Annotated in this window: 22 protein-coding genes; 15 read left to right on the forward strand and 7 right to left on the reverse strand. The window is 65.0% G+C overall.

All coding sequences use genetic code 11. The features are described from left to right. The first annotated feature begins 100 nt into the window (after positions 1 to 100). From uvrA to OEG81_RS13515, 6 genes are all read left to right on the forward strand, one after another. On the forward strand, positions 101 to 5,830 hold the full coding sequence (uvrA, locus tag OEG81_RS13490) for an excinuclease ABC subunit UvrA (protein WP_264129782.1): 5,730 nt from the start codon (positions 101 to 103) through the stop codon (positions 5,828 to 5,830). A 14-nt stretch (positions 5,831 to 5,844) separates the two neighbouring features. Further along, positions 5,845 to 7,086 carry an aminodeoxychorismate synthase component I gene (gene pabB, locus OEG81_RS13495; protein WP_264132600.1) on the forward strand — a complete coding sequence of 414 codons (1,242 nt, stop codon included), beginning with the start codon at positions 5,845 to 5,847 and terminating at the stop codon, positions 7,084 to 7,086. Next, positions 7,058 to 7,693 (forward strand): aminotransferase class IV, encoded by a 636-nt coding sequence (locus OEG81_RS13500; protein WP_264129784.1) that lies wholly within the window; start codon positions 7,058 to 7,060, stop codon positions 7,691 to 7,693. The genes pabB and OEG81_RS13500 overlap by 29 nt, the downstream gene beginning before the upstream one ends. A 61-nt stretch (positions 7,694 to 7,754) precedes the next feature. Then, positions 7,755 to 8,459 (forward strand): glutathione S-transferase N-terminal domain-containing protein, encoded by a 705-nt coding sequence (locus OEG81_RS13505; RefSeq protein ID WP_264129785.1) that lies wholly within the window; start codon positions 7,755 to 7,757, stop codon positions 8,457 to 8,459. A 34-nt stretch (positions 8,460 to 8,493) separates the two neighbouring features. Continuing rightward, positions 8,494 to 8,883: a DUF6152 family protein gene (locus OEG81_RS13510; protein ID WP_264129786.1), complete on the forward strand. Its 390-nt coding sequence runs from the start codon at positions 8,494 to 8,496 to the stop codon at positions 8,881 to 8,883. A gap of 3 nt (positions 8,884 to 8,886) precedes the next feature. After that, positions 8,887 to 9,360: a DUF6644 family protein gene (locus OEG81_RS13515; protein WP_264129787.1), complete on the forward strand. Its 474-nt coding sequence runs from the start codon at positions 8,887 to 8,889 to the stop codon at positions 9,358 to 9,360. A gap of 12 nt (positions 9,361 to 9,372) precedes the next feature. Here the strand turns inward: OEG81_RS13515 and OEG81_RS13520 are convergent, their stop codons facing one another. Continuing rightward, positions 9,373 to 9,927: a ribonuclease gene (locus OEG81_RS13520; RefSeq protein ID WP_264129789.1), complete on the reverse strand. Its 555-nt coding sequence runs from the start codon at positions 9,925 to 9,927 to the stop codon at positions 9,373 to 9,375. Between the two features lie 141 nt (positions 9,928 to 10,068). Between OEG81_RS13520 and OEG81_RS13525 the strand changes: the two genes are divergently transcribed. Both OEG81_RS13525 and OEG81_RS13530 read left to right on the forward strand, forming a co-directional pair. Then, positions 10,069 to 10,707, forward strand: coding sequence for a VOC family protein (locus OEG81_RS13525; RefSeq protein ID WP_264129790.1), 639 nt, complete (start codon positions 10,069 to 10,071; stop codon positions 10,705 to 10,707). A gap of 136 nt (positions 10,708 to 10,843) precedes the next feature. After that, positions 10,844 to 12,103, forward strand: a complete 1,260-nt coding sequence (locus OEG81_RS13530) for a putative Na+/H+ antiporter (RefSeq protein ID WP_264129791.1) — start codon at positions 10,844 to 10,846, stop codon at positions 12,101 to 12,103. Between the two features lie 39 nt (positions 12,104 to 12,142). Here OEG81_RS13530 and OEG81_RS13535 read toward each other — a convergent pair whose 3' ends face one another. Next, positions 12,143 to 13,135 carry a GlxA family transcriptional regulator gene (locus OEG81_RS13535; RefSeq protein ID WP_264129792.1) on the reverse strand — a complete coding sequence of 331 codons (993 nt, stop codon included), beginning with the start codon at positions 13,133 to 13,135 and terminating at the stop codon, positions 12,143 to 12,145. A 130-nt stretch (positions 13,136 to 13,265) separates the two neighbouring features. Here OEG81_RS13535 and OEG81_RS13540 point away from each other — a divergent pair, with 130 nt between their 5' ends. Then, positions 13,266 to 13,892, forward strand: coding sequence for a cysteine hydrolase family protein (locus OEG81_RS13540; protein WP_264129793.1), 627 nt, complete (start codon positions 13,266 to 13,268; stop codon positions 13,890 to 13,892). Positions 13,893 to 13,917: 25 nt separating this feature from the next. Here the strand turns inward: OEG81_RS13540 and OEG81_RS13545 are convergent, their stop codons facing one another. Genes OEG81_RS13545 through OEG81_RS13555 form a run of 3 tightly spaced genes read right to left on the reverse strand, consistent with a single transcriptional unit; the run spans position 13,918 to position 16,006 of the window. Next, positions 13,918 to 14,556: a PQQ-binding-like beta-propeller repeat protein gene (locus tag OEG81_RS13545; protein WP_264129794.1), complete on the reverse strand. Its 639-nt coding sequence runs from the start codon at positions 14,554 to 14,556 to the stop codon at positions 13,918 to 13,920. Positions 14,557 to 14,614: 58 nt separating this feature from the next. Continuing rightward, on the reverse strand, positions 14,615 to 15,835 hold the full coding sequence (locus OEG81_RS13550) for a helix-turn-helix domain-containing protein (protein ID WP_264129795.1): 1,221 nt from the start codon (positions 15,833 to 15,835) through the stop codon (positions 14,615 to 14,617). A 39-nt stretch (positions 15,836 to 15,874) separates the two neighbouring features. Next, positions 15,875 to 16,006: an entericidin A/B family lipoprotein gene (locus OEG81_RS13555; protein ID WP_264129796.1), complete on the reverse strand. Its 132-nt coding sequence runs from the start codon at positions 16,004 to 16,006 to the stop codon at positions 15,875 to 15,877. A gap of 264 nt (positions 16,007 to 16,270) precedes the next feature. Here OEG81_RS13555 and OEG81_RS13560 point away from each other — a divergent pair, with 264 nt between their 5' ends. Beyond that, entirely contained in the window at positions 16,271 to 17,068 is a 798-nt protein-coding gene (locus tag OEG81_RS13560; protein WP_264129798.1) for a PhzF family phenazine biosynthesis protein, read from the forward strand. Positions 17,069 to 17,122: 54 nt separating this feature from the next. Here OEG81_RS13560 and OEG81_RS13565 read toward each other — a convergent pair whose 3' ends face one another. Next, positions 17,123 to 18,019: a tRNA threonylcarbamoyladenosine dehydratase gene (locus OEG81_RS13565; RefSeq protein ID WP_264129799.1), complete on the reverse strand. Its 897-nt coding sequence runs from the start codon at positions 18,017 to 18,019 to the stop codon at positions 17,123 to 17,125. A 187-nt stretch (positions 18,020 to 18,206) separates the two neighbouring features. Between OEG81_RS13565 and OEG81_RS13570 the strand changes: the two genes are divergently transcribed. The 5 genes from OEG81_RS13570 (at position 18,207) to purU (ending at position 22,152) form a co-directional block, all read left to right on the forward strand. Next, complete coding sequence (locus tag OEG81_RS13570) at positions 18,207 to 18,857, forward strand: gamma-glutamylcyclotransferase (protein ID WP_264129801.1); 651 nt, start codon at positions 18,207 to 18,209, stop codon at positions 18,855 to 18,857. A gap of 93 nt (positions 18,858 to 18,950) precedes the next feature. After that, positions 18,951 to 19,583 (forward strand): pyridoxamine 5'-phosphate oxidase, encoded by a 633-nt coding sequence (gene pdxH, locus OEG81_RS13575; RefSeq protein ID WP_264129803.1) that lies wholly within the window; start codon positions 18,951 to 18,953, stop codon positions 19,581 to 19,583. 21 nt (positions 19,584 to 19,604) lie between these two features. Next, entirely contained in the window at positions 19,605 to 20,126 is a 522-nt protein-coding gene (locus OEG81_RS13580) for a flavin reductase family protein (protein ID WP_264129804.1), read from the forward strand. Positions 20,127 to 20,161: 35 nt separating this feature from the next. Next, a complete protein-coding gene (locus OEG81_RS13585; protein WP_264129805.1) occupies positions 20,162 to 21,265 on the forward strand; it encodes an NAD(P)/FAD-dependent oxidoreductase in 1,104 nt (367 codons plus the stop codon). 38 nt (positions 21,266 to 21,303) lie between these two features. Next, entirely contained in the window at positions 21,304 to 22,152 is an 849-nt protein-coding gene (gene purU / locus OEG81_RS13590; RefSeq protein ID WP_264129807.1) for a formyltetrahydrofolate deformylase, read from the forward strand. On the opposite strand, the gene ggt is transcribed toward purU, so the two are convergent. Further along, entirely contained in the window at positions 22,149 to 23,927 is a 1,779-nt protein-coding gene (gene ggt / locus OEG81_RS13595; RefSeq protein ID WP_412034146.1) for a gamma-glutamyltransferase, read from the reverse strand. The genes purU and ggt overlap by 4 nt on opposite strands. Between the last annotated feature and the right edge of the window lie 44 nt (positions 23,928 to 23,971).

Consider the following 23,971-nt stretch of genomic DNA (forward strand, 5'->3'; position numbering starts at 1 on the left):
CCTAAAAATTCAGTCAACCCGTGATTCTACCTCAAAACAATCCCCCGACACAAAAACGGGGATGCCGGGTAGCCTCCGGCAGAACGATTATCATATCGCCATGAGCTCACGTATCCGCATCTTCGGCGCACGCCAGAACAACCTCAAAAACCTCGATGTCGACATCAACACCGGTGAACTGCTGGTCGTTACCGGCGTATCCGGATCGGGCAAAAGTTCGCTGGCCTTCGACACCCTTTACGCCGAAGGCCAGCGGCGCTACGTGGAAACCTTCTCGCCCTATGCGCGCCAGTTTCTGGACCGCATGGACAAGCCCAAGGTCGAGCGCATCGACGGCATTCTGCCAGCCATTGCCATCGACCAGGTGAACCCGGTGCGCAATTCGCGCAGCACGGTCGGCACCATGACCGAGCTGAACGACCACCTGAAGCTGCTGTTCGCACGCCTGGGCCGGCTCTACTGCCAATGCTGCGGCCGGCGGGTGCAGCGCGACAGCCCCGAATCAATCCAGCAGCAGCTGGCCGCGCTTTCGCAGTCCGGCGATCCCCGGCTGGTGATCACCTTCCCCATTGTGATCCCCTCGAACTACACCGAGGAAGAGGTCCGCGGCTTCCTGGACCAGCAGGGCTATACGCGCATCCACCACGAAGAGACCCGGCTGCATACGCCGCCGGCTCCCAAGGGAAAAGGGAAAGGCAAGCGCGCTGCCAAGGCCGAGAAGCTGCGCGTCCTGCATGTCGTGCAGGATCGCTTCCGCTATGGCACCGCCGAGCCGCAACGCGTGATGGAAGCGCTGGATGCGGCGCTCAAGCAGGGCGATGGCCATGTCACGGTCTACGCCATGCCCGAGTCCTCCGACGAGAGCGGCGCCGAAACCGCGTGGCGCTTCAGCAACCGCCTGCATTGCGCGAACTGCGACATCGAGTACAGCACGCCCCTGCCCAGCGCCTTTTCCTTCAATTCCCCGCTGGGCGCCTGCGAGTCCTGCCGCGGCTTCGGCCGCGTCATGGGCATAGACTATGGCCTGGTCGTGCCCGACGAGAAAAAGACCTTGCGCGGCGGCGCCATCAAACCCTGGCAGACCAACAGCTACAAGGAATGCCAGGCCGAGATGGAGCAATACGCCGGCGCGGCGAATGTGCGGCTGGACACGCCCTGGGAAGCCCTGGAGGAACGCGAGAAGCGCTGGGTCATCGACGGAACGCCGGACTGGAAGGGCGGCGCCAACGCCTGGAAAACCCAGTGGTACGGCGCGCAGCGCTTCTTCGACTGGCTGGAATCGCGCGCCTACAAGATGCATGTGCGCGTCCTGCTGTCGAAGTACCGCAGCTATACCCCCTGCCCCGCCTGCGGAGGCGCACGGCTCAAGCCCGAAGCCACGCTCTGGCGCCTGGGCGGCGATACCCGGGCGGACGGCGACGGACGCTATCCGCGCTTCATGCCGGTCAATGCCGACTGGAGCCGCGAACTGCTGGACTCCCTGCCAGGCCTGTGCATACACGACCTGATGCGCCTGCCCATCGAGCGCGTCCGCGACTATTTTCTGGACATCAGCTTCGGCGCCAGCCTGGACGCCGCCATCGAACTGCTGCTTACCGAAGTGCGCACGCGTCTTAAATTCCTGTGCGACGTCGGCCTGGGCTATCTGTCGCTGGACAGGCAAAGCCGTACTTTGTCCGGCGGCGAGGTCCAGCGCATCAACCTCACCACCGCCCTGGGCACTTCGCTGGTCAACACCCTGTTCGTGCTGGACGAGCCGTCCATCGGCCTGCATCCCCGCGACATGCATCGCGTGGTGGAGGTCATGCATCGCCTGAGGGCCAACGGCAACACGCTGGTTGTCGTGGAACACGATCCGCAGGTCATGGTTGCCGCCGACCGCATCCTGGACATCGGCCCCGGGCCGGGCGAACGCGGCGGACAGATCGTCTTCGACGGCACACCGGCGCAATTGCGCCAGGCCGACACCCTGACCGGCCGTTACCTGGGCGACCGCCTGCGCGTAGAGGCCCCACGCCCCATGCCGGTGGCCGCCAACACGCCCCGCCTGCTTCTGGAGGGCGTACGGGCCAACAACCTCAAGAACGTTTCCATATCCATTCCCCTGGGACGCCTGGTCTGCGTCACCGGCGTATCGGGCTCGGGCAAATCCACCCTGATACAGGATGTGCTGCACCCGGCCATACTGAAGCATCAGGGCAAGCCAACCGAATCGCCCGGCGAGCACGACCGCCTGCTGGGCGCGGAGCAACTGGCCGAGGTCGTCATGGTGGACCAGACGCCCATCGGCAAGACGGCCCGCTCCAATCCGGCCAGCTATGTGGGCGCCTTCGATGCCATACGCAAGCTCTTCGCGCAGGCCACGCTGTCCAGGGAGCGCGGCTATACGGCCGGCACCTTCAGTTTCAACACCGGCGACGGGCGCTGCCCGACTTGCGGCGGCACCGGCTTCGAGCACGTCGAAATGCAATTCCTGTCGGACGTCTATCTGCGCTGTCCGGACTGCGACGGCAAGCGCTTCCGCCCGGAAATCCTGGAAGTCAGGGTGGAACACCTGGGGCGCAGCGCATCGATCGATGAAGTTCTGGAAATGACCATCAGCGAAGCCCTGGATTTCTTCAGCGGCCTGCGCGACGTCCAATGGGGCCTGGCGCCGCTGGCCGACGTGGGCCTGGAATACGTGCGCCTGGGCCAGCCGGTGCCGACGCTGTCCGGCGGCGAAGCCCAGCGGCTGAAACTGGCCGGCCACCTGGCCAGCGCGGCGCGCGACGGGATATCCACCGCCAAGGTCGCCCGCAAGGGCAGCCTGTTCCTGTTCGACGAGCCCACCACCGGCCTGCACTTCGATGACGTGGCCCGCCTGATGCGCGCCTTCCGCAAGCTGCTGGCCGCCGGCCATTCCCTGCTGATCATCGAGCACAACCTCGACGTGATCCGTGCCGCCGACTGGCTGATCGACCTGGGGCCGGAAGGCGGCGACGCGGGCGGCCAGGTCGTGGGCACGGGCACGCCCGAAGACCTGATGCGGATTCCGGAATCTCATACCGGCCAGGCGCTGGCCGACTACACCAGCGCCATCGTCTACGAAGACAAATCGCAGCAGGCGCGCTTGCTGGCCGAGCCGGCCCGCAACTACGGCGACACGGGAACCCCGCTGCAAAGCCTGCTGAAACGCGGCCGCTCGGCGGCGACCAGCATAGACATACTCAATGCCCGCGAACACAACCTCAAGGGCGTGAACGTAAGCATTCCGCGCGACACCTTCACCGTCATCACGGGCGTCTCGGGCTCGGGCAAGTCCACGCTGGCCTTCGACATCCTGTTCAACGAGGGCCAGCGCCGCTACCTGGAGTCGCTGAACGCCTATGCGCGAGCCATCGTCCAGCCGGCGGGCAAGCCCGACGTGGACGCGATCTACGGCATACCGCCCACGGTCGCGATCGAGCAGCGCACCAGCCGCGGCGGCCGCAAGTCCACCGTAGCCACCATGACGGAGATCCATCATTTCCTGCGCCTGCTGTATGTGAAGCTGGGCACGCAGATGTGCCCCGACTGCATGGTTCCGGTCGAGCCGCAAAAGGCCGAGCAGATCGTTGCGCAGATACTGACGGACTACCGGGGCCGCCATATCGGCATCGTGGCGCCCCTGGTCAGCGCCCGCAAAGGCTATTACACCGACCTGGCCAAATGGGCGGCGGGCAAGGGTCACACGCACTTGCGCGTCGACGGAGAGTTCATTCCCGTTGCGCCGTGGCCGCGGCTGGACCGCTACAAGGAACACACCATAGAACTGCCGGTGGCCGACCTGCTGGTCGACCCCCGGCATGAATCCGAATTGCGCGAAGCCGTACGCAGCGCGCTGGAGCATGGCCAGGGCAGCTTCAGCGTGCTGCTCGACCTGACGCCGGAAGGCGCCGCATCGCTGGACGAGCGGCGCACGGCCGAACCCCGCTCCGCCCCGGAACAAAAGCATTTTTCGGTCAAGCGCGCCTGCCCAAGCTGCGGCACCAGCTTTCCCGAACCCGATCCCCGCATGTTCTCGTACAACTCCAAACACGGCTGGTGCACCGCCTGCTTCGGCACCGGCCTGCAACTGACCGGTTTCGACGCCGAGCAGACCGGCGAGGAAACCGCCTGGAACGCCTGGTACGAAGGCAACAGCGAAACCTGCGCCGCCTGCCACGGCGAACGGCTGAATCCCGTGTCACGCGCCTTCCGCTGGCGCGACCGGTCCATTGCCGAACTGGCGGCGCTGCCGGTGTCGGATGCGCAGGCCTTCTTCACCGGACTGGTCAGCCGTGGCCGCGAAGGCGAGATCGCCCGCGACATTCTTGCGGAAATCCAGGGCCGCCTGAACTTCATGCAGCAAGTGGGCTTGGGCTACCTGGCGCTGGACCGCGCCGCCCCCACGCTTTCGGGCGGCGAAGCGCAGCGCATACGCCTGGCGGCCCAGCTTGGCTCCAACTTGCAGGGCGTGTGCTACGTGCTGGACGAACCCACGATAGGGCTGCATGCGCGCGACAACCGGATCCTGCTCGATGCGCTGGCCGCGCTGGAAGGCCACGGCAACACGCTGGTGGTCGTCGAGCATGACGAAGACACCATACGGCGCGCCTCGCACATCATCGACATCGGCCCCGGCGCCGGCGTGCGGGGCGGCATGGTGGTGGCGCAAGGCACGGCGCAAGACCTGATGGACAACCCTGCCTCGGTCACCGGACGCTATCTGAAGAAGCCCTTGCCGCATCCCTTGCAGGCCCGCCGCCCCATCGACGGCGATACCGGCATGATCAGCGTCGAGGGCGCGCACCTGCACAATCTGCGCAATGTGGCGGCCAGCCTGCCCGTGGGCCGGCTCAGCGTCGTCACCGGCGTATCCGGATCCGGCAAGTCCACACTGGCCCGCGATGTGCTGCTGGACAATCTGGCGCAAGCCGTGTCGCAGCGCAAGGCGCCCGCATGGCACGGCTGCGTCGGCATTTCGGGATGGGAACACATAGACCGCGTGCTGGAGGTCGACCAGACCCCCATAGGCAAGACGCCCCGCTCCTGCCCGGCCACCTATGTCGGCTTCTGGGACGACGTGCGCAAGCTGTTCGCCGACACTCGCGATGCGCGCGTGCGCGGCTGGACGGCGGCCCGCTTCTCCTTCAACACCGGTGAAGGACGCTGCCCGGTCTGCGAAGGCCAGGGCATGCGCACCATAGAAATGAGCTTCCTGCCCGACGTGAAGGTGCTGTGCGACGGCTGCAACGGCGAACGTTTCAATCGCGATACGCTGAACGTGACCTGGCGCGGCAAGAGCGCCGGCGAAGTCCTGAAGATGGAAGTGGATGAAGCCGTGGAGTTCTTCGCGGCGCATTCCAGGATCTCGCGCATACTGCAACTGATGCAGGACGTGGGACTGGGCTACCTGACGCTGGGCCAGCCTTCGCCCACCCTGTCGGGCGGCGAGGCGCAGCGCATCAAGCTGGTCACCGAACTGGCCAAGGCCAGGCTGACCGACGGCGTCATCAAGACCGGGCGGGCCTCGCGCATACCGCACACGCTGTACGTGCTGGACGAGCCCACCGTGGGCCTGTCCATCGCCGACGTCGAAAAGCTGATCCACGTACTGCACCGCCTGGTCGAGGCGGGCAATACCGTCGTCGTCATTGAGCACAACCTGGACATCGTCGCCGAAGCCGACTGGGTGCTGGACCTGGGCCCCGAGGGCGGCAGCGGCGGCGGGCGGCTGGTGGCGCAAGGCACGCCCGAACACATCATCGGCCTGAGAGCCAAATCGCACACCGGCGCGGTCTTGCACGATTTCCTGGAAGCCGCCGGTTGAGCCCGTCAATGCCCATGCTTTGCCGCTATGAAAACCGGCTGACGGGCCAGGCGCTGGAACTGGACGGTTTCGTCCGCCGCATCGCCGCGCATGCGGCGGATGAACTGCCCGCCGCCTTCCGCCAGATCGCCGATGCGCAGAAGCAAGGCTGCTGGATCTCGCTGCTGCTGGACTATGAGCTGGGCGAATGGCTGGAGCCGGCCCTCTCCGAATCCGGCCCCGCCGCCGCTCATGGGAATCCGCCGGCGGCAGGCGGGCCGGCCCGGACCATCGAGGCCCCACAACGGCCGCGCCTGGCCGCCTTGGTGTTTCAGCGGGCGCGTGAAGCTCCTGTGTGGGGACCGCCCGAATCCGCCGGACCGATTTCCTTGCGCAGCCGCCCCCTGATCGACAAGCGCCGCTATCTTGAACACATCGCCGGCCTGCGCGCAAGCATAGGGCGCGGCGAGCTGTACCAGGCCAACTACACCTTCCCCATCGCCCTGGAGAGCTCGGCGCCGCCGCGCGACCTCTACCGGCACATCGCGGCCAGGCATCCCGCCGCGCATGCGGCCTACATCGAAGACGGCGCACGCAGCATCCTGTCGTTCTCTCCGGAGCTGTTCGTGGCTCGCCAGGGCGCCACGCTGACCGTGCGCCCCATGAAAGGCACGGCACCGCGCCATATCGATCCCGTGCTGGACCGGCAGGCCGCGCAAGAGCTGCTGGGCAGCGAGAAGAACCGCGCCGAGAACCTGATGATCGTCGACTTGCTGCGCAACGACCTGGGGCGCCTGGCCACGCCCGGATCAGTCCAGGTCACCGATATGTTCACCCTGGAGCGCTATCCCTCCGTCTGGACCCTGACGTCCACTGTTACGGCCCAGGCGCCCCAAGCCGGCCTGGAAGACCTGCTGCGCGCCTTGTTCCCTTGCGGTTCGATCACCGGCGCGCCCAAGATCGCGGCGATGAACGCCATCAGGTCGCTGGAGGCTTCGGCGCGCGGCATTTACTGCGGCAGCCTGGGCTGGCTGGCACCCAGCGGCGATTGCTCGCTGAATGTGGCCATACGGACGATAGAAATGAAGGACGGGCGCAACGGCATATTCGGCGTGGGCGGCGGCATCGTCCACGACTCCCGGGCCGAACTGGAATGGGAGGAGTGCTTGTGGAAAGCGCGCATCCTGGATACCGGTTCCGCGGCGGATCCGGACACGCTCCCGACTTCCTCCAGCACCTGGACACGCCATGGACTTGCAGAATATTCAGCTGATTGAAACCATGCGCGTCGAAACCGGACGGCGCATTCCGCTGCTGGCGGGCCATCGCCGGCGCCTGGAGGCATCGTGCCTGGCGCTGGGCCATGCCTTTCCGGGCGGGCCCCTGGATGCCGCCATCGAGGAATGCCTTGCGGGCCTGGACCCGGATATCGTCCATCGCCTGCGGCTGCTGGTCGGCATGGACGGCGAGTTCTCGCTGGAAGCCAACCCGCTTCCTCCCACGCCGGCACCCGTACGGCTGCGCCTGTCTTCCGCGCCGCTGCAAACCGATGCCGTGTGGCTGCGGCACAAGACCACGCGGCGGCCCTGGTATGCGCAGGCCCAGGCATGGCTGGAGCGGCATCCCGAATTCTTCGACGTCGTGTACTGCAACGACAGGAACGAGGCCTGCGAAGGCAGCCGCAGCAATATCTATGTCAGGGACGCCTCGGGCGCCTGGCTGACGCCGCCCGTATCCTGCGGCCTGCTGCCCGGCGTCCAGCGCCAGGCTTTGCTGGACCAGGGCTTGGCGCGCGTCGCCGCGCTCAGCCGGCGCGACCTGGAAAACGCGCCCGCCCTGCGCGTGTCCAACGCCCTGCGAGGCTGGTTGGACGCCGCGCTATAGCTCTTTCGGCGCCACGGATTTATGGTTATCCTGTATGCAGAGACCCAACCGAAGGACATGCATGCCCGATCTATCCGCTTTTCCCATCACCCGCAAATGGCCGGCCCGGCATCCCGAGCGCATCCAGCTGTATTCGCTGCCCACGCCCAATGGCGTCAAGGCCTCGATCATGCTCGAGGAAACCGGCCTGCCCTACGAGCCCCATCTGGTCAGCTTCGACACGAATGACCAGACTTCGCCGGAGTTCCTTTCCCTCAGCCCCAACAACAAGATTCCCGCCATCCTGGATCCCGATGGGCCAGGAGGCAAGCCGCTGCCGCTGTTCGAGTCGGGCGCCATCCTGATCTACCTGGCCGAGAAATCCGGGCGATTCATGCCGGCCGACGCCGCCGGACGCTACGAGACCATACAGTGGCTGATGTTCCAGATGGGCGGCATAGGCCCCATGTTCGGGCAGTTGGGCTTCTTCCACAAGTTCGCCGGCAAGGACTACGAAGACAAGCGTCCGCGCGACCGCTACGTGGCCGAATCGAAGCGACTACTTGGCGTGCTGGACAAACAGCTCGACGGCCGCGACTGGATCATGGGCGACAGCTACACCATCGCCGACATTGCCATCTTTCCCTGGGTGCGCAACCTGATCGGCTTCTATGGCGCGGGCGAACTGGTGGGCATACAGGACTTCCACAATGTAAGCCGGGTGCTCGATTCGTTTTTAAGCAGGCCGGCCGTGGCGAAGGGGCTGGACATACCCAAGCGCGGCTAAGCCGGTTTCCACCGAAGCGTCAAAGGGGGTCATCATGTCTAATCGATTGTTGTCCGTCACCACAGGAGGCTTGTTCGCTTCCTGCCTGTTCCTGTCCAGCGCCTGGGCGCATCACGGCTGGGAATGGGCCGAAGCAGAACAGATGGAGCTTACGGGCACCGTGAAATCCGTTGCAATCATTCCGCCCCACCCCCGCCTGGACGTCGAGACACCGAACGACGGCGTGTGGCGCATCGAACTGGGCAATCCCTCGCAGACCAAGCGGGCGGGATTCGTCGAAGGATCGGCCAAGGTTGGCGACACCATCACCGCCACGGGCAATCGCGCCAAAGATCATGGCGAGAAGCGCATGAAAGCGGTACAGATCACCGTGAATGGCAAAACCTACGACATCTACCCCGACCGCATCAGGAAGGCGAAATAAGCCATGGCATGGATGGAGTGGCTGGCCGGCCTGCCGCCGTCTTTGCTGCTGCAACAATCGGGCACGGCTTATCTGCTCGTGAATGCCGCCCATATCGTCTTTCTGGGCGTGCTGGTGGGATCCATTGTTTCGCTGGACTTGCGCCTGTTGGGGGCAGGCCGGTCGCTGCCCTTGAACCTTGTCGGCCCCTTTCTGTCGCGGATGGCGGCCGGCGGCCTGGCGCTGGCGATACTGACCGGTTTCTGGCTGTTCATTACGCAACCCGGCGAATACATCGGCAACACGGCTTTCCTGGTCAAGATGGCGCTGGTGGCGGCCGGTGTGCTGAATGCCTTGTGGCTGGGCGCCAGCACGGCCTGGCGCCAGGCGCTGCTGCCCGACGCCGCCGTGCCCGCCATTGTGCGAGTGCAGGCGCTTGCATCGCTGATGATCTGGCTTGCCGCCGTTCTGGCTGGCCGGTGGATCGCTTTCCTGTAGCGTTGACGGGCGCTAGGCGCCCGCTTCGGTGTGGCGAATCGACGTGATCACGATGCCGTCGGCATCGGCGTAGAGCCAATCGCCCGTGCGGATGGCGTGGCCATGCAGCATGAGCTCGCCGCCGGCACGCGCGGGCGGCATGCTTGCTGGCCGGTTCGGCACCGCGGCCAGCGCGTGCACGCCCACCGGCATCCGGGCCAGTACCTGGGTATCACGCACATAGCCGTGCATCAGCACGCCGCTCCAGCCGTTATGCACGGCCAGCGCCGCCATGCGGTCGCCCAGAATCGCGCAGGCTCCGACGGCCGTGGCATCCACCACCAGCACCCGCCCCAATCCGGGCTCCGTCAGAATCGCCGCAAGCGAACAGCCTTCGCTCGGACAAGCGCCCGGTACCGCCAGTATCGGCCCGAAATACCAGGGCCGGCCACCGAACGATCGATAAACGGGCGGCAGCACGCGCAAGTTGAGCGCCGGCGTGCTCAAGGCCCGGTCGCAAAGATCGGCGGTGGTCCAGGTGGCATCGGGAGCGTCGTGATAACTGGGAGGCGTGAAGGTCTGATTCATTCCGTCGGCAAAAAATGTGAAGTCGAATACGGCTGGCGCTAGTATATTGCCTCTGTGCATGGCCGGCAGCAGGCTATGCTAAGGTTTGCCGCAGCTGACGCGCCCCGGCGTCATGAAGCCCCAAGGAGGTCCGGACCGGCCATGCTTCGTTCTCATATCGATCATCTCGTCGTGACGGCGCCCACACTCGAACAAGGCGCAGCCTATGTGGAAAATGCAGTGGGCATCGTCCCGCAAGTGGGCGGTGAACATCCGCGCATGGGCACCCACAACCTGGTGCTCAGGCTGGGCGCCGACGTCTATCTGGAAGTCATCGCCGTCAATCCGAAAGCGCTGCCGCCCGATCGCCCGCGCTGGTTCGAGCTCGATGGCTCGCCCCCGACGCCGCGCCTTGCGACATGGGTCGCCCGCAGCAACAGCATCCATGACGCCTGCACGGCGTCGCCCGTGCCGCTGGGCCACGTCGAAGCCATGACGCGCGGGCAGCTGGAATGGAGCATCACCCTATCCGAAGACGGCAAGCTGCCTCTGCAAGGCATTGCGCCAGCCCTAATACAATGGCGGGGCCAGGCTCACCCGGCCGCCGCCATGCCGGACATGGGCTGCGCACTGATCCGGGTCGATGCCTTTCATCCGGAGGCCGGGTTGGGCAACCGCATGCTTGAAAGCATCGGTTTCGACGGGGTGCTGCGCATGCTGCCTGCGCCGGCCGGCATCGCGCCCCACCTGGTCGCCTACATCCAGACGCCGTCGGGACCGCGTCAACTGGGCGGGACGTAGGCGCCGCAAGCACGGCGGCGGGAGTCGCCCTCCTGGCGGCTCATACGCTATACTCCAACGCGGGTGTTCACACATTGGGGTGTGGCAGGTTTATGCGATGGTCGGGCCGCCACGCGGTTTTCACACGACCCGATCCATGAACACACCCTCACTTATCCAGATCATTGGCGCCACCCTGTTCGGCCTGGCCGTCCTGCACACCTTTTCCACCAAATACTTCGAACGCCTGGCCCATACCCAGCCTCGCCATGCCGGCATCTGGCATCTGCTGGGCGAGGTCGAAGTGGTTTTCGGTTTCTGGGCCATGGTGCTGATGCTCTTCATGTTCGGCATCAACGGCAAACAGGAGGCAACGGCCTATCTGGAATCCCGCAATTTCACCGAACCCATGTTCGTCTTCGCCATCATGGTCGTGGCGGGCACACGGCCCATCCTGCAGCTGGCGGGCTCAGCTGTGCGGCTCATCGCTCACTACCTGCCCCTGCCTCAAGGCATGGCGCTTTACTTCCTGGTCCTGGCGTTTGTGCCCTTGCTGGGATCCTTCATTACCGAGCCCGCCGCCATGACGCTGGCCGCGCTGATGCTGCGCGATACCCTGTTCTCCCGCGAGGTTTCCAACAAACTCAAGTATGCGACCCTGGGCGTCCTGTTCGTCAATGTATCCATAGGCGGCACCCTGACCCCATTCGCGGCGCCGCCCGTGCTGATGGTTGCGGCCAAGTGGAACTGGGACATCTGGTTCATGATTTCCAATTTCGGATGGAAAGCCGCCATCGCCGTGCTGCTCAATGCGGGTTCGGCCATGCTGCTGTTCCGGCGCGAGCTGGGCCATATGGGGGCCCGGCCGCAAGATCGGAGCGGCTCCTTGCCCGCCGCGGTCATTCTGATCCACTTGATTTTCCTGATCCTGATCGTGGCCTTTGCGCACCACCCTCCCGTATTCCTGGGGCTGCTCCTGTTTTTCCTGGGATTCGCCACCGCGTACCAGCGGCACCAGGATCCGCTCATTCTCCGGGAGGCTTTATTGGTCGCCTTCTTCCTGGCCGGCCTGGTCGTCCTGGGGGGATTGCAGCAGTGGTGGCTGGAGCCAGTGCTGATGGGCATGGATGCGAACGCGGTTTTCTTCGGCGCCACGGCCCTGACCGCCATCACCGACAATGCCGCGCTGACCTATCTTGGCTCCCTGGTGGAAGGCCTGAGCCTGGACTTCAAGACGGCGCTTGTGGCCGGCGCCGTTACCGGCGGCGGCCTGACCTTGATCGCAAATGCGCCCAATCCCGCCGGTGCGGCGATACTGAAGGAGAAGTTCTCCCACAATGCCATCCAGCCCTTGGGGCTGCTGATCGCGGCGCTGCCGCCAACCCTGGTTGCAGTCCTGGCCTTTCGCTTGCTGTAGGATCTGGCCCGAAAGGCGGGCAGCCGCGGGAAGCCGGCATCAAGCCGCTTTTGCCTGTGGATTTCCGCGAAAGAGCTTCCGGTATGCGGCCGGTGTCGTTTTAAAAACCGCCCGAAAGTGTTGCCTCAGCGAAAGCGCGGACCCGAAGCCCGCCTGCTGAGCCACGACATCGATGGATGCGTTGCCCGATTCGAGCATGCGTTGCGCATGCGCCAGCCGCTGGTTCAGCAGCCATTGCTTGAACGAGGTGCCCGTCGCCTGGCGGAAACGGCGTGTGAAGTTGCGCCGGCTCATCGCGGCGCGCCCGGCCAGCGAATCCAGGCTGTGGGCTTGCTCCAGGTGACGCTCCACCCACTGCAGCACCTCGGAGAATCGGCTGTCGCTGCGGGATACCGGCAGCGGCCGCTCGATGAATTGGGCCTGCCCGCCCTGACGCTGCGGCGCAACCACGAGCTGGCGAGCCACGCGATTGACGGCTTCGGCGCCACACAGCCGGCGCAACAGATGCAGGCAGCAGTCCAGGCCGGCCGCGACGCCGGCGGACGTCAGGACATCGCCCTCGTCCACATAAAGCACGTCGCGATTGACGTTTACTTTGGGGTAGCGCCTGGATAAGGCTTCGGCATAAGCCCAGTGGGTCGAGGCGGACTTGCCGTCCAGCAGGCCGGCCTGGGCCAGCGGAAATGCGCCAAGGCACAAGCCCATGATTCGCACGCCCTGGGCGTGGGCACGGCGCAGCGCTTCGATCAGGATGGGCGGCGCCTCGCGGCAATCGTCATGCCAGGTGGGCATGATCACGATATCGGCCTCCTCCACCGCCGAAAGACCATGCTTGACGGCGATGTCGAATCCGGCCGACGTGCTCATGACCGGCTGTTCGAAGGCGCAGACGTCCACCTGGAAAGCCGGCGCCGCCGAATCTGCCTGCCTGGATCCGAAGACCAGGCAGGGAACCGACAGGTGAAACGGGGTCATGCCGTCAAACGCGATGACGGCCACTTTGTATCGATCAGGCTGGGTGAATGTACGCATGGCCCGATATTATCGTATATATGCCTTCGGGCCAATGTCTTTCCACATAGGACGAACGGACAATAGGACCCATCAGGTGGCAGGCCCTGATTCGAAATCATCCGCCCGCCCATTTACTCAGGAGAGCATTATGTCTGTATCCCCCCGCCGCGCCTTGCTTGTCATCGACGTGCAGAATGAATACATCACCGGAAATCTGCTGATCGAGCATCCGCCCGTGGAGAACTCTTTACAAAACATCGGCATTGCAATGGATGCCGCCCGCGCGGCAGGCATTCCCGTCATTGTCGTGCAGCACGACGCCCCCAAGGACTCGCCCCTGTTCGCCCAGGGATCCGATGCCTGGCAACTGCATTCCACGGTTGCGCAGCGCCCGGCGGACCATCGGATAAACAAGAAGATGGCCAGCGCATTCACCGATACCGACCTCGCCCAATGGCTGGCGGATAAAAGCATCGACACACTGACCGTGGTGGGCTACATGACGCATAACTGCGATGCGGCCACGATTTATCATGCATCGCATGACGGGCTGAACGTGGAGTTCCTCGGGGACGCGAGCGGATCGCCGTCGTACAGGAACTCGGCCGGCAGCGCCAGCGCCGAGGAAATACACCGGGTATTCAGCACCGTGTTCCACTCCAGCTTCGCCGCCGTCGCCACGACCCGGGACTGGATCGCCGCCGTGAACGAAGGCCGCAAGATCGAGCGCGATAATATCTATCTGTCCAATCAGCGAACGAAGACAGGGGCCTGATTCACGCAAGCGTGCTCGCCGGCGGCTACCTGACAGGCTGTGGCCGGCGAACCGTCCTGACCACCCCAAGGTCTGCGCCGCCGCAGAAGAACAAGTCCCGGCCATCGGACTCGAGGCCCGATACGGCCGCTCCGGGCGGCATCTCCAGTATTTCCAGGACTTCTCCCGTCGAGGCATCGACCCGTCTCAGTTCACTGGCGCCGTCTTCCCAGGTGCCGTGCCAGAGATCTCCGTCCACCCAGCTGACCCCGGTGACATGGCGGTTGGACTGGACGCTGCGTAATACGGCTCCCGTTTCCGGATCGATCTGATGGATCTTGCGTTCCCGGTACTGTCCCACCCATAAGAAGCCTTCGGCCCAGGTCAGGCCCGAGACCTGGCCGTCAGGCGCCGGTATCGTTGCAAGCACGCGACCCGTATCAGGGTCGATTTTCCGGATGCGGCCCTTAGCCATCTGGAACAGATGTTTGCCATCGAAGGCGGTTCCGGCGTCGGCGGGAACGTCGATGGAACGCAACACTCTTCCGCTGTCGGGGTCGAGCGCATTCATTCGTCCATCCGTGGCAAACCAGACTTGCCGCCCATCATAGGTGACTCCGTGTATGCCCTCGACATCTGGAAGAGGCCCATATTCGCGAGTGACTTCAGCGCTTGATGTGTGCATGTTTTCAATCCTCAAGTAGTGTGGGGTTCATTCAAATACGAACCAGCCAAACTACACACTAGCCGATCGACATCGCGTCCGGGAGTAACAAAGCTGTCGTGAATCCCGGAACGGGGCAGGCAATCCAGCGGCGAGCGCGCCCCCTTCCAAACGGCTGCACCCTGCCCGATGCCGTCAATGCGTCGAGCTGCCTCTGCACGGTGCGCTGGCTGGCGCCAAGCGCAAGCGCCAGGGCCGAACTGGACCAGGATTCGCCGTCGGCCAGGAAAGCCAGTACCGCCGCATGCCGTTCCTCCACCGGCCTGGCCAGCACGGCGACGTCGCGCGCCCGGCGAGGCTCCAATGCAAAACCCCGTTTCGTCGCCCTTACATCGGCCAAAGCCCGAAGTTCCGCACGCAGGCGCCCCACTTCGACGCGCAGGCGTGCGCGATATGAATCATCGGCGGTCCTCGCACGGAAAATCCGCGCAACCAGCGTATCCCGCGACACATCGTGGGGCCATGCCTCCCCCAGCGCACGAGCAAGCGCAAACAGCACCGGACGCCGTACGAGCGAGACGGTTTTACCGGCGTCGCGCACGACATACCGGAACGCATCCAGGACCAGCGCCTCGGACTCCATGAGCGCTTCGACTTCACCGAGCCGCAATGAGCGCTCGAGTCCGCTGCGCATCAAGCGCGCTGCCGGCGCGTTCAGGACTTGAAGCGTATTGTCCACCTCCGCCGTCAGCGCAGGGATGCCCGCTCTTTGCGCCGCGCGCCCGGCCCGGTCCAGCGCGGCATGCGCCGCGGCCGCCTTCAGGTGCCGCATCTGGATGCCGGCGGAGATCAGTTCGTGGATGGCCGTCATCGACGGCGGGAAGGACGCCGGATTCAACTGATCGAGCTTGCGCTCAGCCTCGTCGGGGTGTCCCAGCAGCAGAAGGCGGCGGGCTTCGAGATAGCGCGCATAGGCGGCATTGGCCTTGTCGCCATGCGCCTCGAGCGTCGCCCGCGCCGCGTCGAGAGACTTCGCCGCCCAGTTCAGCTCGCGCGAAGCCAGTGCAATATCGGCTTCGGCGACGACGCATCTGGCACGAGCGACGGCCTGCCGTGCGCCGAAAGCGCGCATCGCCCTGCGCAAGAGCATTCTGGCACGGCTGAAGTCCCCCAACTGGGCCAGGGCAATTCCTCGAAGCGCAAGCGCAGGCGCATCGTCGCGCAAAGCGACCCGATCAAGGGCACCCAGAGGGTCGCCCGCCGCCAGCGCATGCGCCGCAGCCGAGATCATCGAATCCATCAGCCTCCCATAGATCGCGGCTACGGCACGCGGGTTCCGCTAGCCCGCCTTCTCCTGGATCTTTTCCCCCCCGCGCTCGATGTCCTGCCCGGCGCCGCGGAAGGTATTGCTGCATCCGGCCGCAAGCGCCGCCAAAAGCAACATCGATAGCAAAATCCGCATTTTTTTCATGTCGTTCTCCTGAGCAAGGCCACCGCCTTGCGGAATCACCCGCCTTGGCGGCCGGGCCTCGATGCCCCAGCAAATTCCGGACCCGCCGCCCGTGGCGGCGGGTCCAGGGTCCGCTCCCCGTTTTCTCCTGCTGCATCCCGCCTTTGCCTGAGCTATGCTAAGGCTTGCACAGCCCCTCATCGAGAGGACATGGCCCGTCATGCTCCATTCGTACACCGATTCTATCGCCATTGTTCCCGATACTCCGTCCGTATCCCGCCCATCATGAAACTGACCATATTCCATATCGATGCATTCACCGACACACCCTTCAAGGGCAACCCGGCCGCCGTGGTGCCCCTGAATACCTGGCTGCCCGAAGCCGATATGCAAGCCATCGCGACCGAAAACAATCTTTCCGAAACCGCGTTCTTCGTGCTCGATGCCAACGGCAAGTTCCACATTCGCTGGTTTTCGCCCATGACCGAGATCGCGTTTTGCGGGCACGCCACACTGGCCAGCGCCTATGTGTTGTTCAGGCATCAAATGGCCGCATCGCCAGTGACGTTCTGGGCCAAGGCTGTCGGAGACATCGTCGTTGTGCAAGGCGACGACGGGCTTATCGAAATGAGCTTCCCGAATCGTGAGCCATCGCCCCTGGCCGCCGCGGACATTCCCCCTGCGCTGAAAGAAGGCCTTTCCATCGCGCCGCTTGAAGTCCTGAAGAACCAGCAGGCCTATATTGCCGTGTACGGCCGCCAGGACGATGTCCTGAATGTCGTGCCGGACCTGCAGCGTCTGAAAGCCTTGGCGCCGCTGGACGTGGCTGTCACCGCTCCCGGCGTCCAGCATGATTTCGCATCGCGTTATTTCTGGCCGGCGAACGGCGGCGACGAGGATCCGGTCACCGGATCCATCCATGCCGGCCTGGCGCCCTACTGGGCCCGGCGCCTGGACCAGCCTTTGCTGACCGCCTTGCAGGCATCCCGCCGGGGCGGCTTGCTGACATGTCGAGTCGAAGGCGACCGCGTGTATGTGTCGGGCTCTTGCGTGCAGTACCTGGAAGGCACGATCGAAGTCTGAGTCTTCGATGAAGCCGTATCGGGGTGGAACATCCACATCCCCGAACCGCTGGCCTCAGGCCGTGAACCGCCCGGTCAGCAGCCAGTGCAAGGCTTCGTTGGCCGCCGCCATGCCCATGGTGGCCGTAACGGTCACCGCCGAGCCATAGCCCGCGCAGGACAAGCCCTGCAAGGCCGCGGCCTGCGGCGCCTGGGCCGCCATCTGTCCCAGTTCCTGCCTGCCATCGGCCATTCCGGCCATCGGGTCCCGCCCATCCGCTTTGCCGCCGGCACCCAGCCAGTGCGCCGGCAGCAAGGCCGGCTGGTCGAGCCACAAGGCCCGCACGCCCATTCTGGGCACGCGCTTGCGCACTTTGCCGGCCTGATCCGACGCCTTGGGATAACGGTGCTGGCGCCTCAGCGTATTGCGCAGCTTGGACAGCAGCGCATCGTTGACGGCGGCCGAGAGATCGCCGGCGCGCAGGGCCAGCGGGTTGGTCTTGCCGCCCGCGCCGCCGCACACCACGATGGGTATGGACCGGCGCTTCGCCTCCAGGATCATGGCGATCTTGGCGAGGGCCTGGTCGGTGCAATCGATGACAAGCCGGGTGTCGGCCGGAATGAGCTCTCCGACGTTGTCCGGGCTGACGAAATCGTCGATCATCGCCACCCGGCATCCCGGATTGATGCCATGCACGCGCTGGGCCATGGCCACCACCTTGGCCTGCCCCAGGGTTTCGGTCAAGGCGTGCAACTGGCGGTTGACATTGGATTCGGCGATATGATCGAGATCGATCAGCCCCAGCGCGCCCACCCCCGAACGGGCCAGCGCTTCCGCGCACCAGGACCCCACGCCGCCTATGCCCGCCACCGTCACATGGGCGGCGCCCAGCCGCCCAAGGCTGTCCGGGCCGTACAAGCGCTCGAGGCCGCCGAAACGGCGCAGGGTATCGGGAGGAAAGGCATCGGACATGTCGGGCTCGGGAATCGATGGGATGGATCGCCGGCGCACTATCGGTAAGCGGCGGGGCCAGAAAAGAAGTTTACCGTACGCCCCGCCGGCGTACTGCCTAAAAGCGACAGACGGCACAAACGATCGGGCGGACGCCCCGGACTGCCGTAAAATAAGGCGTGCATTCGCGCCAGGAGCCGCCCGCAAAGTGAACACCGTTTTTTCGCCCGACCCCCATCCCATCCCCGCCCCCGGCAGTTTCCGCCTGCTTACCGAAGCCGAACGACACGCCTCCCTGCAACAATCGCTGGCTGGCTGGAAGGCCGATGAAGACATCTGGGTTTACGGCTACGGCTCCTTGATCTGGCGACCGGAGTTCGAGTTCACCGAAAAGCGCGACGCCCTGCTCCATGGCTATCACCGCGCCCTGTGCCTCTGGTCGCGCGTCAACCGCGGCACACCCGACCAGCCCGGGCTGGTGTTCGGCCTGGATGCCGGAGGCTCCTGCCGGGGCATGGTCTACCGCATTCCGGCCTGCGATGTGCCCGGCACCATGGAAGCGCTCTGGCGGCGCGAGATGCCCAGCGGCGCCTACATCCCCAAATGGCTCAGCTGCCGCACCGGCCATGGCCTAGTCACGGCCCTGGTCTTTACCATGAACCGCAACACCGATGCCTACGTGCGCGGCCTGCCCACCGAGCGCCTGATCCATATCGTGCGCAATGCCCATGGCAGCTATGGGCCCTGCGTGGAGTATGTGCTGGAAACGGCGCAGGCCCTGAAGCAGTCGAATATCCATGACAAGCGGCTGCAAGCCTTGGTGGGCGAGCTGCGCAGTTCACTGGCGGGCGGCGCCTGAGCCCGCGCCGCCGCGCCGGCCGACGGCGCGACGGCCGCGAAGCTTGCGCGCAAGCGAGTAAACTATGGCTTAATCACTTTTATCCTTGCCGCCATGTCCGTTGCCGATATCCGCCAGCAGTATGAAAAGTTCGAATTGCTTGAAGCGTCTCTGGCCGCCACGCCGCTGGAACAATTCACCCTGTGGTTCGGCGAAGCGCTGAAAGCGCAGGTGCCCGAGCCCAATGCCATGACGCTTGCCACCGCCACGCCGGCCGGCCGGCCATCGGCACGCATCGTCCTGCTCAAGGGCTTCGACGAGCGCGGACTGGTGTTCTTTACCAATTACACATCCCGCAAGGGCGATGAGCTGGCCCGGAACCCTCACGCCAGCCTGCTTTTCTTCTGGCCGGAGCTCGAACGCCAGGTGCGCCTGGAAGGCGCCGTCGAAAAAGTATCGGCGGCCGAGTCCGACGACTACTTCCACAGCCGTCCCCTGGGTTCGCGCATCGGCGCCTGGGTGTCGCCTCAAAGCCAGCCCATCACGCGCGCCGAGCTCGAAGCCCGCAATGCCGCCCTGACCGAATCGCTGGGCGCCGAGCCGCCCCGGCCCGAGCACTGGGGCGGCTATCGGCTCTCGCCCGATTACGTCGAGTTCTGGCAGGGTCGCCCGTCGCGCCTGCACGACCGCCTGGTATTCCAGCGCGGCCCGGACAAGCAGTGGTCGCGCATGCGCCTGGCGCCCTGATCGCGCTGCCGGCTTCACTTTATGACAGCGACCCCACCCGATTTCGATTCCCGCTTCTTCCGATCGGCGCTAGGCCGCTTTGCGACCGGCGTGACCGTCATCACCACCGAAACCGCCCAGGACCCAAAGCCCGTGGGGCTGACGATCAGCTCCTTCAATTCCGTGTCCCTGGATCCGCCCATGATACTGTGGACCTTGTCGAAGAAAGCGTCATCGCTGGCGCATTTTCTGCAAACCCGCCGCTATGTGGTCCATGTGCTGGCGGCGCCCCAGCTGTCCCTGGCCAAACGTTTTGCGCAAGGTCCCCAGGCCGAGCGCTTCAAGGGGCTGGCGTTGGCGCGGGCTCCGGGCGGCACGCTGATGCTGGATGCGGCCGAATGCGCCGCCTGGTTCGAATGCTACAACCTGACCCAGCACGACGCGGGAGATCACACGATTTTCATCGGCCAGGTGGAACGTTGCCATCGCAACTTCGGCCAGCCTCTGGTTTATCATGCCGGCGACTTTGATCTAACCCCTTCGACCGAACCGCTGTCCGGCTGAGACCGGCCGGCGTATTCTTTTTGATGTAGAAAACTATGGCAGCAGATATAGACTGTGTCGTCCTGGGAGCGGGCGTTGTAGGCCTGGCCGTGGCCCGTGAATTGGCGCTCGCCGGACGGGAAGTGCTGGTGGTGGAGGCGACCGAAGCCATCGGCACCGGCACCAGCTCGCGCAATTCCGAAGTCATCCACGCCGGCATCTACTACGCGCTGGACAGCCTGAAAGCCAGGCTATGCGTCAGCGGCAAGGAAATGCTCTACGCCTATTGCGCCGAGCGCGGCATACCGCACAAGCGGCTGGGCAAGCTCATCGTCGCGGCAACGCCGGAACAAAGCGCCAAGCTGCAGCAGATCGCCGACCAGGCCGCCCGCAATGGCGTCACCGACCTGTACCGCATCAGCGGGGCCGAGGCGCGCGAACTGGAGCCGGCGCTGGTGTGCGACGCGGCGCTGGTGTCGCCCTCCACCGGCATCATCGACAGCCACGCGCTGATGCTGGCCCTGCAGGGCGATGCCGAGAACCACGGCGCCCAATGCGTCTTCCACACGGAATTCAGCGCGGGCCGCATCCTGGATTCGGGCGAATTCCACCTGGAGTTCAAAGGCGACGAAGCCATGGAGCTGACCGCGAATTGCGTCATCAACTCCACCGGACTGTCGGCGCCCATGACGGCGCGCAAGCTGCTCGGACAGCCGGAAGCACTGATACCGCCGGCCTACTTCTGCAAAGGCAACTACTTCACGCTGGCCGGCCGCTCGCCCTTCGGCCGGCTCATCTATCCCATGCCCAACGAGGCCGGCCTGGGCGTGCACCTGACCCTGGACATGGGCGGCCAGGCCAAGTTCGGCCCCGATACGGAATGGGTGGACCACGAAGACTACACACTGGACGCCCGCCGGGCCGACGCTTTCTACGAGGCTGTGCGCAGCTATTGGCCCGCCCTGCCCGACGGAGCGCTGAACCCCGGCTACACCGGCATCCGGCCCAAGATCGTCGGCCCCGGATCGCCGGCCGCCGATTTCATCATCGCCGGCCCTTCGTCCCACGGAGTCCCCCAACTGGTCAACCTGTTCGGCCTGGAATCGCCCGCCCTGACGGCATGCCTGGCGATTGCGCAAACAGTCAAAGCCTCTTTGTAGTTCCCCGCTCAGTACAAGACACCCCCGCTGCATCCCACATGAACGACTATATCCTAACCCTCTCCTGCCCGGATCGCACCGGCATCGTGCATAGCGTCAGCAGCTGGCTGCTGGACCTGCACGGCAACATCATCGACGCCCAGCAGTTCGGCGACCTGGAAACGCAACGCTTTTTCCTGCGCGTCCATTTCGTGCTGCCCGAGCCGACCGACGTCCCCGCCCTGGAAGCCTCTTTTTCCTCCGTGGCGGCCAGGTTCGGCATGCAGGCCAAGATCTACGACGCGCGGCGCAAGAGCCGCCTGCTGATCCTGGTCAGCCGCCAGGGCCATTGCCTGAACGACCTGCTGTTCCGCACCCACAGCGGACAGCTGCCGGTGGAGATCGCGGGCATCGTGTCCAACCATCCGGACTTCGCCGGGATGGCTCACGCCTATGGCATCCCCTTCCATCATCTGCCGGTGAATGCGGATACGCGCGCAGACCAGGAGCAGCAGATACTGAATATCGTGGACAAGGAGAATGTCGACCTGGTCGTGCTGGCGCGCTATATGCAGATACTGACGGACAGGCTGTGCAAGGCGCTGTCGGGCAAGGCCATCAATATCCATCACAGCTTCCTGCCCAGTTTCAAGGGGGCCCGCCCCTATCATCAGGCGCACGCGCGGGGCGTGAAGATCATCGGCGCCACGGCGCATTACGTGACCGCCGACCTGGACGAAGGCCCCATCATCGAGCAGGACATCGAACGCGTGGATCACGCCATGAGCGCCCATGACCTGACCCAGGTGGGCAGCGATGTGGAGTCCCTGGTCCTGGCGCGCGCGGTGCGTTCGCATGTGGAGCACCGCATCCTGCTGAACGGCCAGCGCACGGTGGTCTTCCGCTAGCCTCCGACGGCCACGCCTTCGCGCCGCGGATCCGCTCCTCCCTCCAGGCCGTCGGGCGTCAGCACGATGCCCTGCAGGCCGCTGGGAAAATCGACTTCCCGCACTTCATGCCCCATGGCCCGCAAGGCGGGAGCCAGGCCAGGCAGCCGGCCTTTTTCCAGCTCGGTAAAACGATTCCGGCTGCCGTAGTTGGGCAAGTCTATGGCCTGTTGTATATCCAGGCCCCAATCCAGGACGCCCAGCAGGGTTTTTGCCACGTAGTTGATGATGGCCGCCCCGCCGGGCGAGCCGATGGCCATGAAGGGCTTGCCGTCCTTGAGCACGATCATGGGCGCCATCGAACTGCGCGGCCGTTTCAGGGGTTCCAGGCGGTTGGCCACCGGCTTGCCCTGCTCATCCACGCCCGACAGCGAAAAATCCGTCAGCTGGTTGTTCAGCAGGAAGCCATCCACGAAAATCTTGCTGCCGAAAGCCGTTTCGATCGAGCTGGTCATGGACACCACATTGCCCGCCCGGTCCACCGCCACGACATGACTGGTGGACGGCAGCTCGGGGGAATCGTCCTGGCCCCGTATCGCCTTCAAGCCCACCGGATCGCCCGGCGGCGCTCTTCCGATGGTGGCATCCGCTTCGATCAGCCCCGCCCGCAGGGCCAGATAGCGCCGGTCCAGCAAGACTTTTACCGGCACGTCGATGAAATCCGGGTCGGCCACGTATACATCGCGGTCGGCGAATGCCAGCTTGCCCGCCTCGGAGAAGTAATGAACCGCCTCGAGCGAGGTGGGCGGCAAACGGGCAATCGGCGTATGCGACAGGATTTCCAGCATCTGGATCACAGCCAGCGGGCCTGAACTGGGCGGCGGCATGCCGCACAGCGTATAGGCCTTATAGGGCGCGCACAGCGGCGGGCGCGCTTTGGCCCGATAGGCGGACATGTCGGCCAGACTGAGGTCGCCGGGCACGGCATGCGAGGCGACCGCGCCGACGATGTCCCGCGCCGCCTTGCCCTCATAGAAGGCTTGCGGCCCGTCCCGTGCAATGCTGCGCAGCAAGGCCGCGAACGCGGGGTTCCTCAGGATATGGCCGACAGGCCATGGCCGGCCTTGTGCATCGTAGAAATAGGCGGCGGCCGCCGCTTGCTGCCGCAAAGCCTGGTTGTCCTCCAGCAAGGCATGCAGTCGCGGGGACACCGGAAAGCCCTTCTCGGCCAGATCGATGGCGGGTTGAAGCAGGCTGGCCCAGCTTGCCCGGCCATGCCGTTCGTGCATCAGTCCCAATACCGCCACCACGCCCGGCACGCCCACAGACCGCCCGCTATTGACGGCATCCCGGAAGGGAATGGCCTTGCCGTCCTTCATGAAACGATCACTGTGCGCAGCGGCGGGCGCCGTTTCACGGCCGTCGTAGGACTGCACCACGCCTTGCTTCGAGTCGTAGCGGACGACAAAGGCGCCGCCGCCGATTCCCGAAGACTGCGGCTCGACCAGGTTCAATACCATCTGCGCCGCGATCAGCGCATCGGTGGCGCTGCCGCCCTCGGCCAGAATGCGGGCGCCGGCCTGGCTGGCCAACGGATTGGCGCTGCTGATCATGTAGTCACGTGCGCGCGCAAGACGGCGCTCGCCCAGCCCGGTGCCGGCTTCAGGCTGGAAGTCCTCCTTCGCCTGAATGAGGCCGGCCTCGCCGGCGTCCAGGGGCGGGGCCGCGAAGACGGGCCAGACGCAGGCCGCGGCCAGCAGCAGCGCCACGCCGCACCCCAAGGCCTTGCTTCCCATGGCGGCCAACCCGCCTGCGGGCCGGAGCGAGGGATTATGGATCA

The sequence above is a fragment of the Pollutimonas sp. M17 genome, assembly GCF_025836975.1.
In the GTDB taxonomy this organism is placed as follows: Bacteria; Pseudomonadota; Gammaproteobacteria; order Burkholderiales; family Burkholderiaceae_B.

Excerpts from the sequence above, each read along its gene's own strand:
- purU (WP_264129807.1), top strand. The coding sequence starts at position 21,304 with ATGAACGACTATATCCTAACCCTCTCCTGCCCGGATCGCACCGGCATC.
- OEG81_RS13500 (WP_264129784.1), top strand. The coding sequence starts at position 7,058 with ATGGACTTGCAGAATATTCAGCTGATTGAAACCATGCGCGTCGAAACC.
- OEG81_RS13505 (WP_264129785.1), top strand. The coding sequence starts at position 7,755 with ATGCCCGATCTATCCGCTTTTCCCATCACCCGCAAATGGCCGGCCCGG.
- OEG81_RS13525 (WP_264129790.1), top strand. The coding sequence starts at position 10,069 with ATGCTTCGTTCTCATATCGATCATCTCGTCGTGACGGCGCCCACACTC.
- OEG81_RS13530 (WP_264129791.1), top strand. The coding sequence starts at position 10,844 with ATGAACACACCCTCACTTATCCAGATCATTGGCGCCACCCTGTTCGGC.
- OEG81_RS13550 (WP_264129795.1), bottom strand. The coding sequence starts at position 15,835 with ATGGATTCGATGATCTCGGCTGCGGCGCATGCGCTGGCGGCGGGCGAC.
- pabB (WP_264132600.1), top strand. The coding sequence starts at position 5,845 with ATGCTTTGCCGCTATGAAAACCGGCTGACGGGCCAGGCGCTGGAACTG.
- ggt (WP_412034146.1), bottom strand. The coding sequence starts at position 23,927 with ATGGGAAGCAAGGCCTTGGGGTGCGGCGTGGCGCTGCTGCTGGCCGCG.
- OEG81_RS13520 (WP_264129789.1), bottom strand. The coding sequence starts at position 9,927 with ATGAATCAGACCTTCACGCCTCCCAGTTATCACGACGCTCCCGATGCC.
- OEG81_RS13585 (WP_264129805.1), top strand. The coding sequence starts at position 20,162 with ATGGCAGCAGATATAGACTGTGTCGTCCTGGGAGCGGGCGTTGTAGGC.
- OEG81_RS13515 (WP_264129787.1), top strand. The coding sequence starts at position 8,887 with ATGGCATGGATGGAGTGGCTGGCCGGCCTGCCGCCGTCTTTGCTGCTG.
- OEG81_RS13555 (WP_264129796.1), bottom strand. The coding sequence starts at position 16,006 with ATGAAAAAAATGCGGATTTTGCTATCGATGTTGCTTTTGGCGGCGCTT.
- OEG81_RS13540 (WP_264129793.1), top strand. The coding sequence starts at position 13,266 with ATGTCTGTATCCCCCCGCCGCGCCTTGCTTGTCATCGACGTGCAGAAT.
- pdxH (WP_264129803.1), top strand. The coding sequence starts at position 18,951 with ATGTCCGTTGCCGATATCCGCCAGCAGTATGAAAAGTTCGAATTGCTT.
- OEG81_RS13565 (WP_264129799.1), bottom strand. The coding sequence starts at position 18,019 with ATGTCCGATGCCTTTCCTCCCGATACCCTGCGCCGTTTCGGCGGCCTC.
- OEG81_RS13535 (WP_264129792.1), bottom strand. The coding sequence starts at position 13,135 with ATGCGTACATTCACCCAGCCTGATCGATACAAAGTGGCCGTCATCGCG.
- OEG81_RS13510 (WP_264129786.1), top strand. The coding sequence starts at position 8,494 with ATGTCTAATCGATTGTTGTCCGTCACCACAGGAGGCTTGTTCGCTTCC.
- OEG81_RS13580 (WP_264129804.1), top strand. The coding sequence starts at position 19,605 with ATGACAGCGACCCCACCCGATTTCGATTCCCGCTTCTTCCGATCGGCG.
- OEG81_RS13545 (WP_264129794.1), bottom strand. The coding sequence starts at position 14,556 with ATGCACACATCAAGCGCTGAAGTCACTCGCGAATATGGGCCTCTTCCA.
- OEG81_RS13560 (WP_264129798.1), top strand. The coding sequence starts at position 16,271 with ATGAAACTGACCATATTCCATATCGATGCATTCACCGACACACCCTTC.
- uvrA (WP_264129782.1), top strand. The coding sequence starts at position 101 with ATGAGCTCACGTATCCGCATCTTCGGCGCACGCCAGAACAACCTCAAA.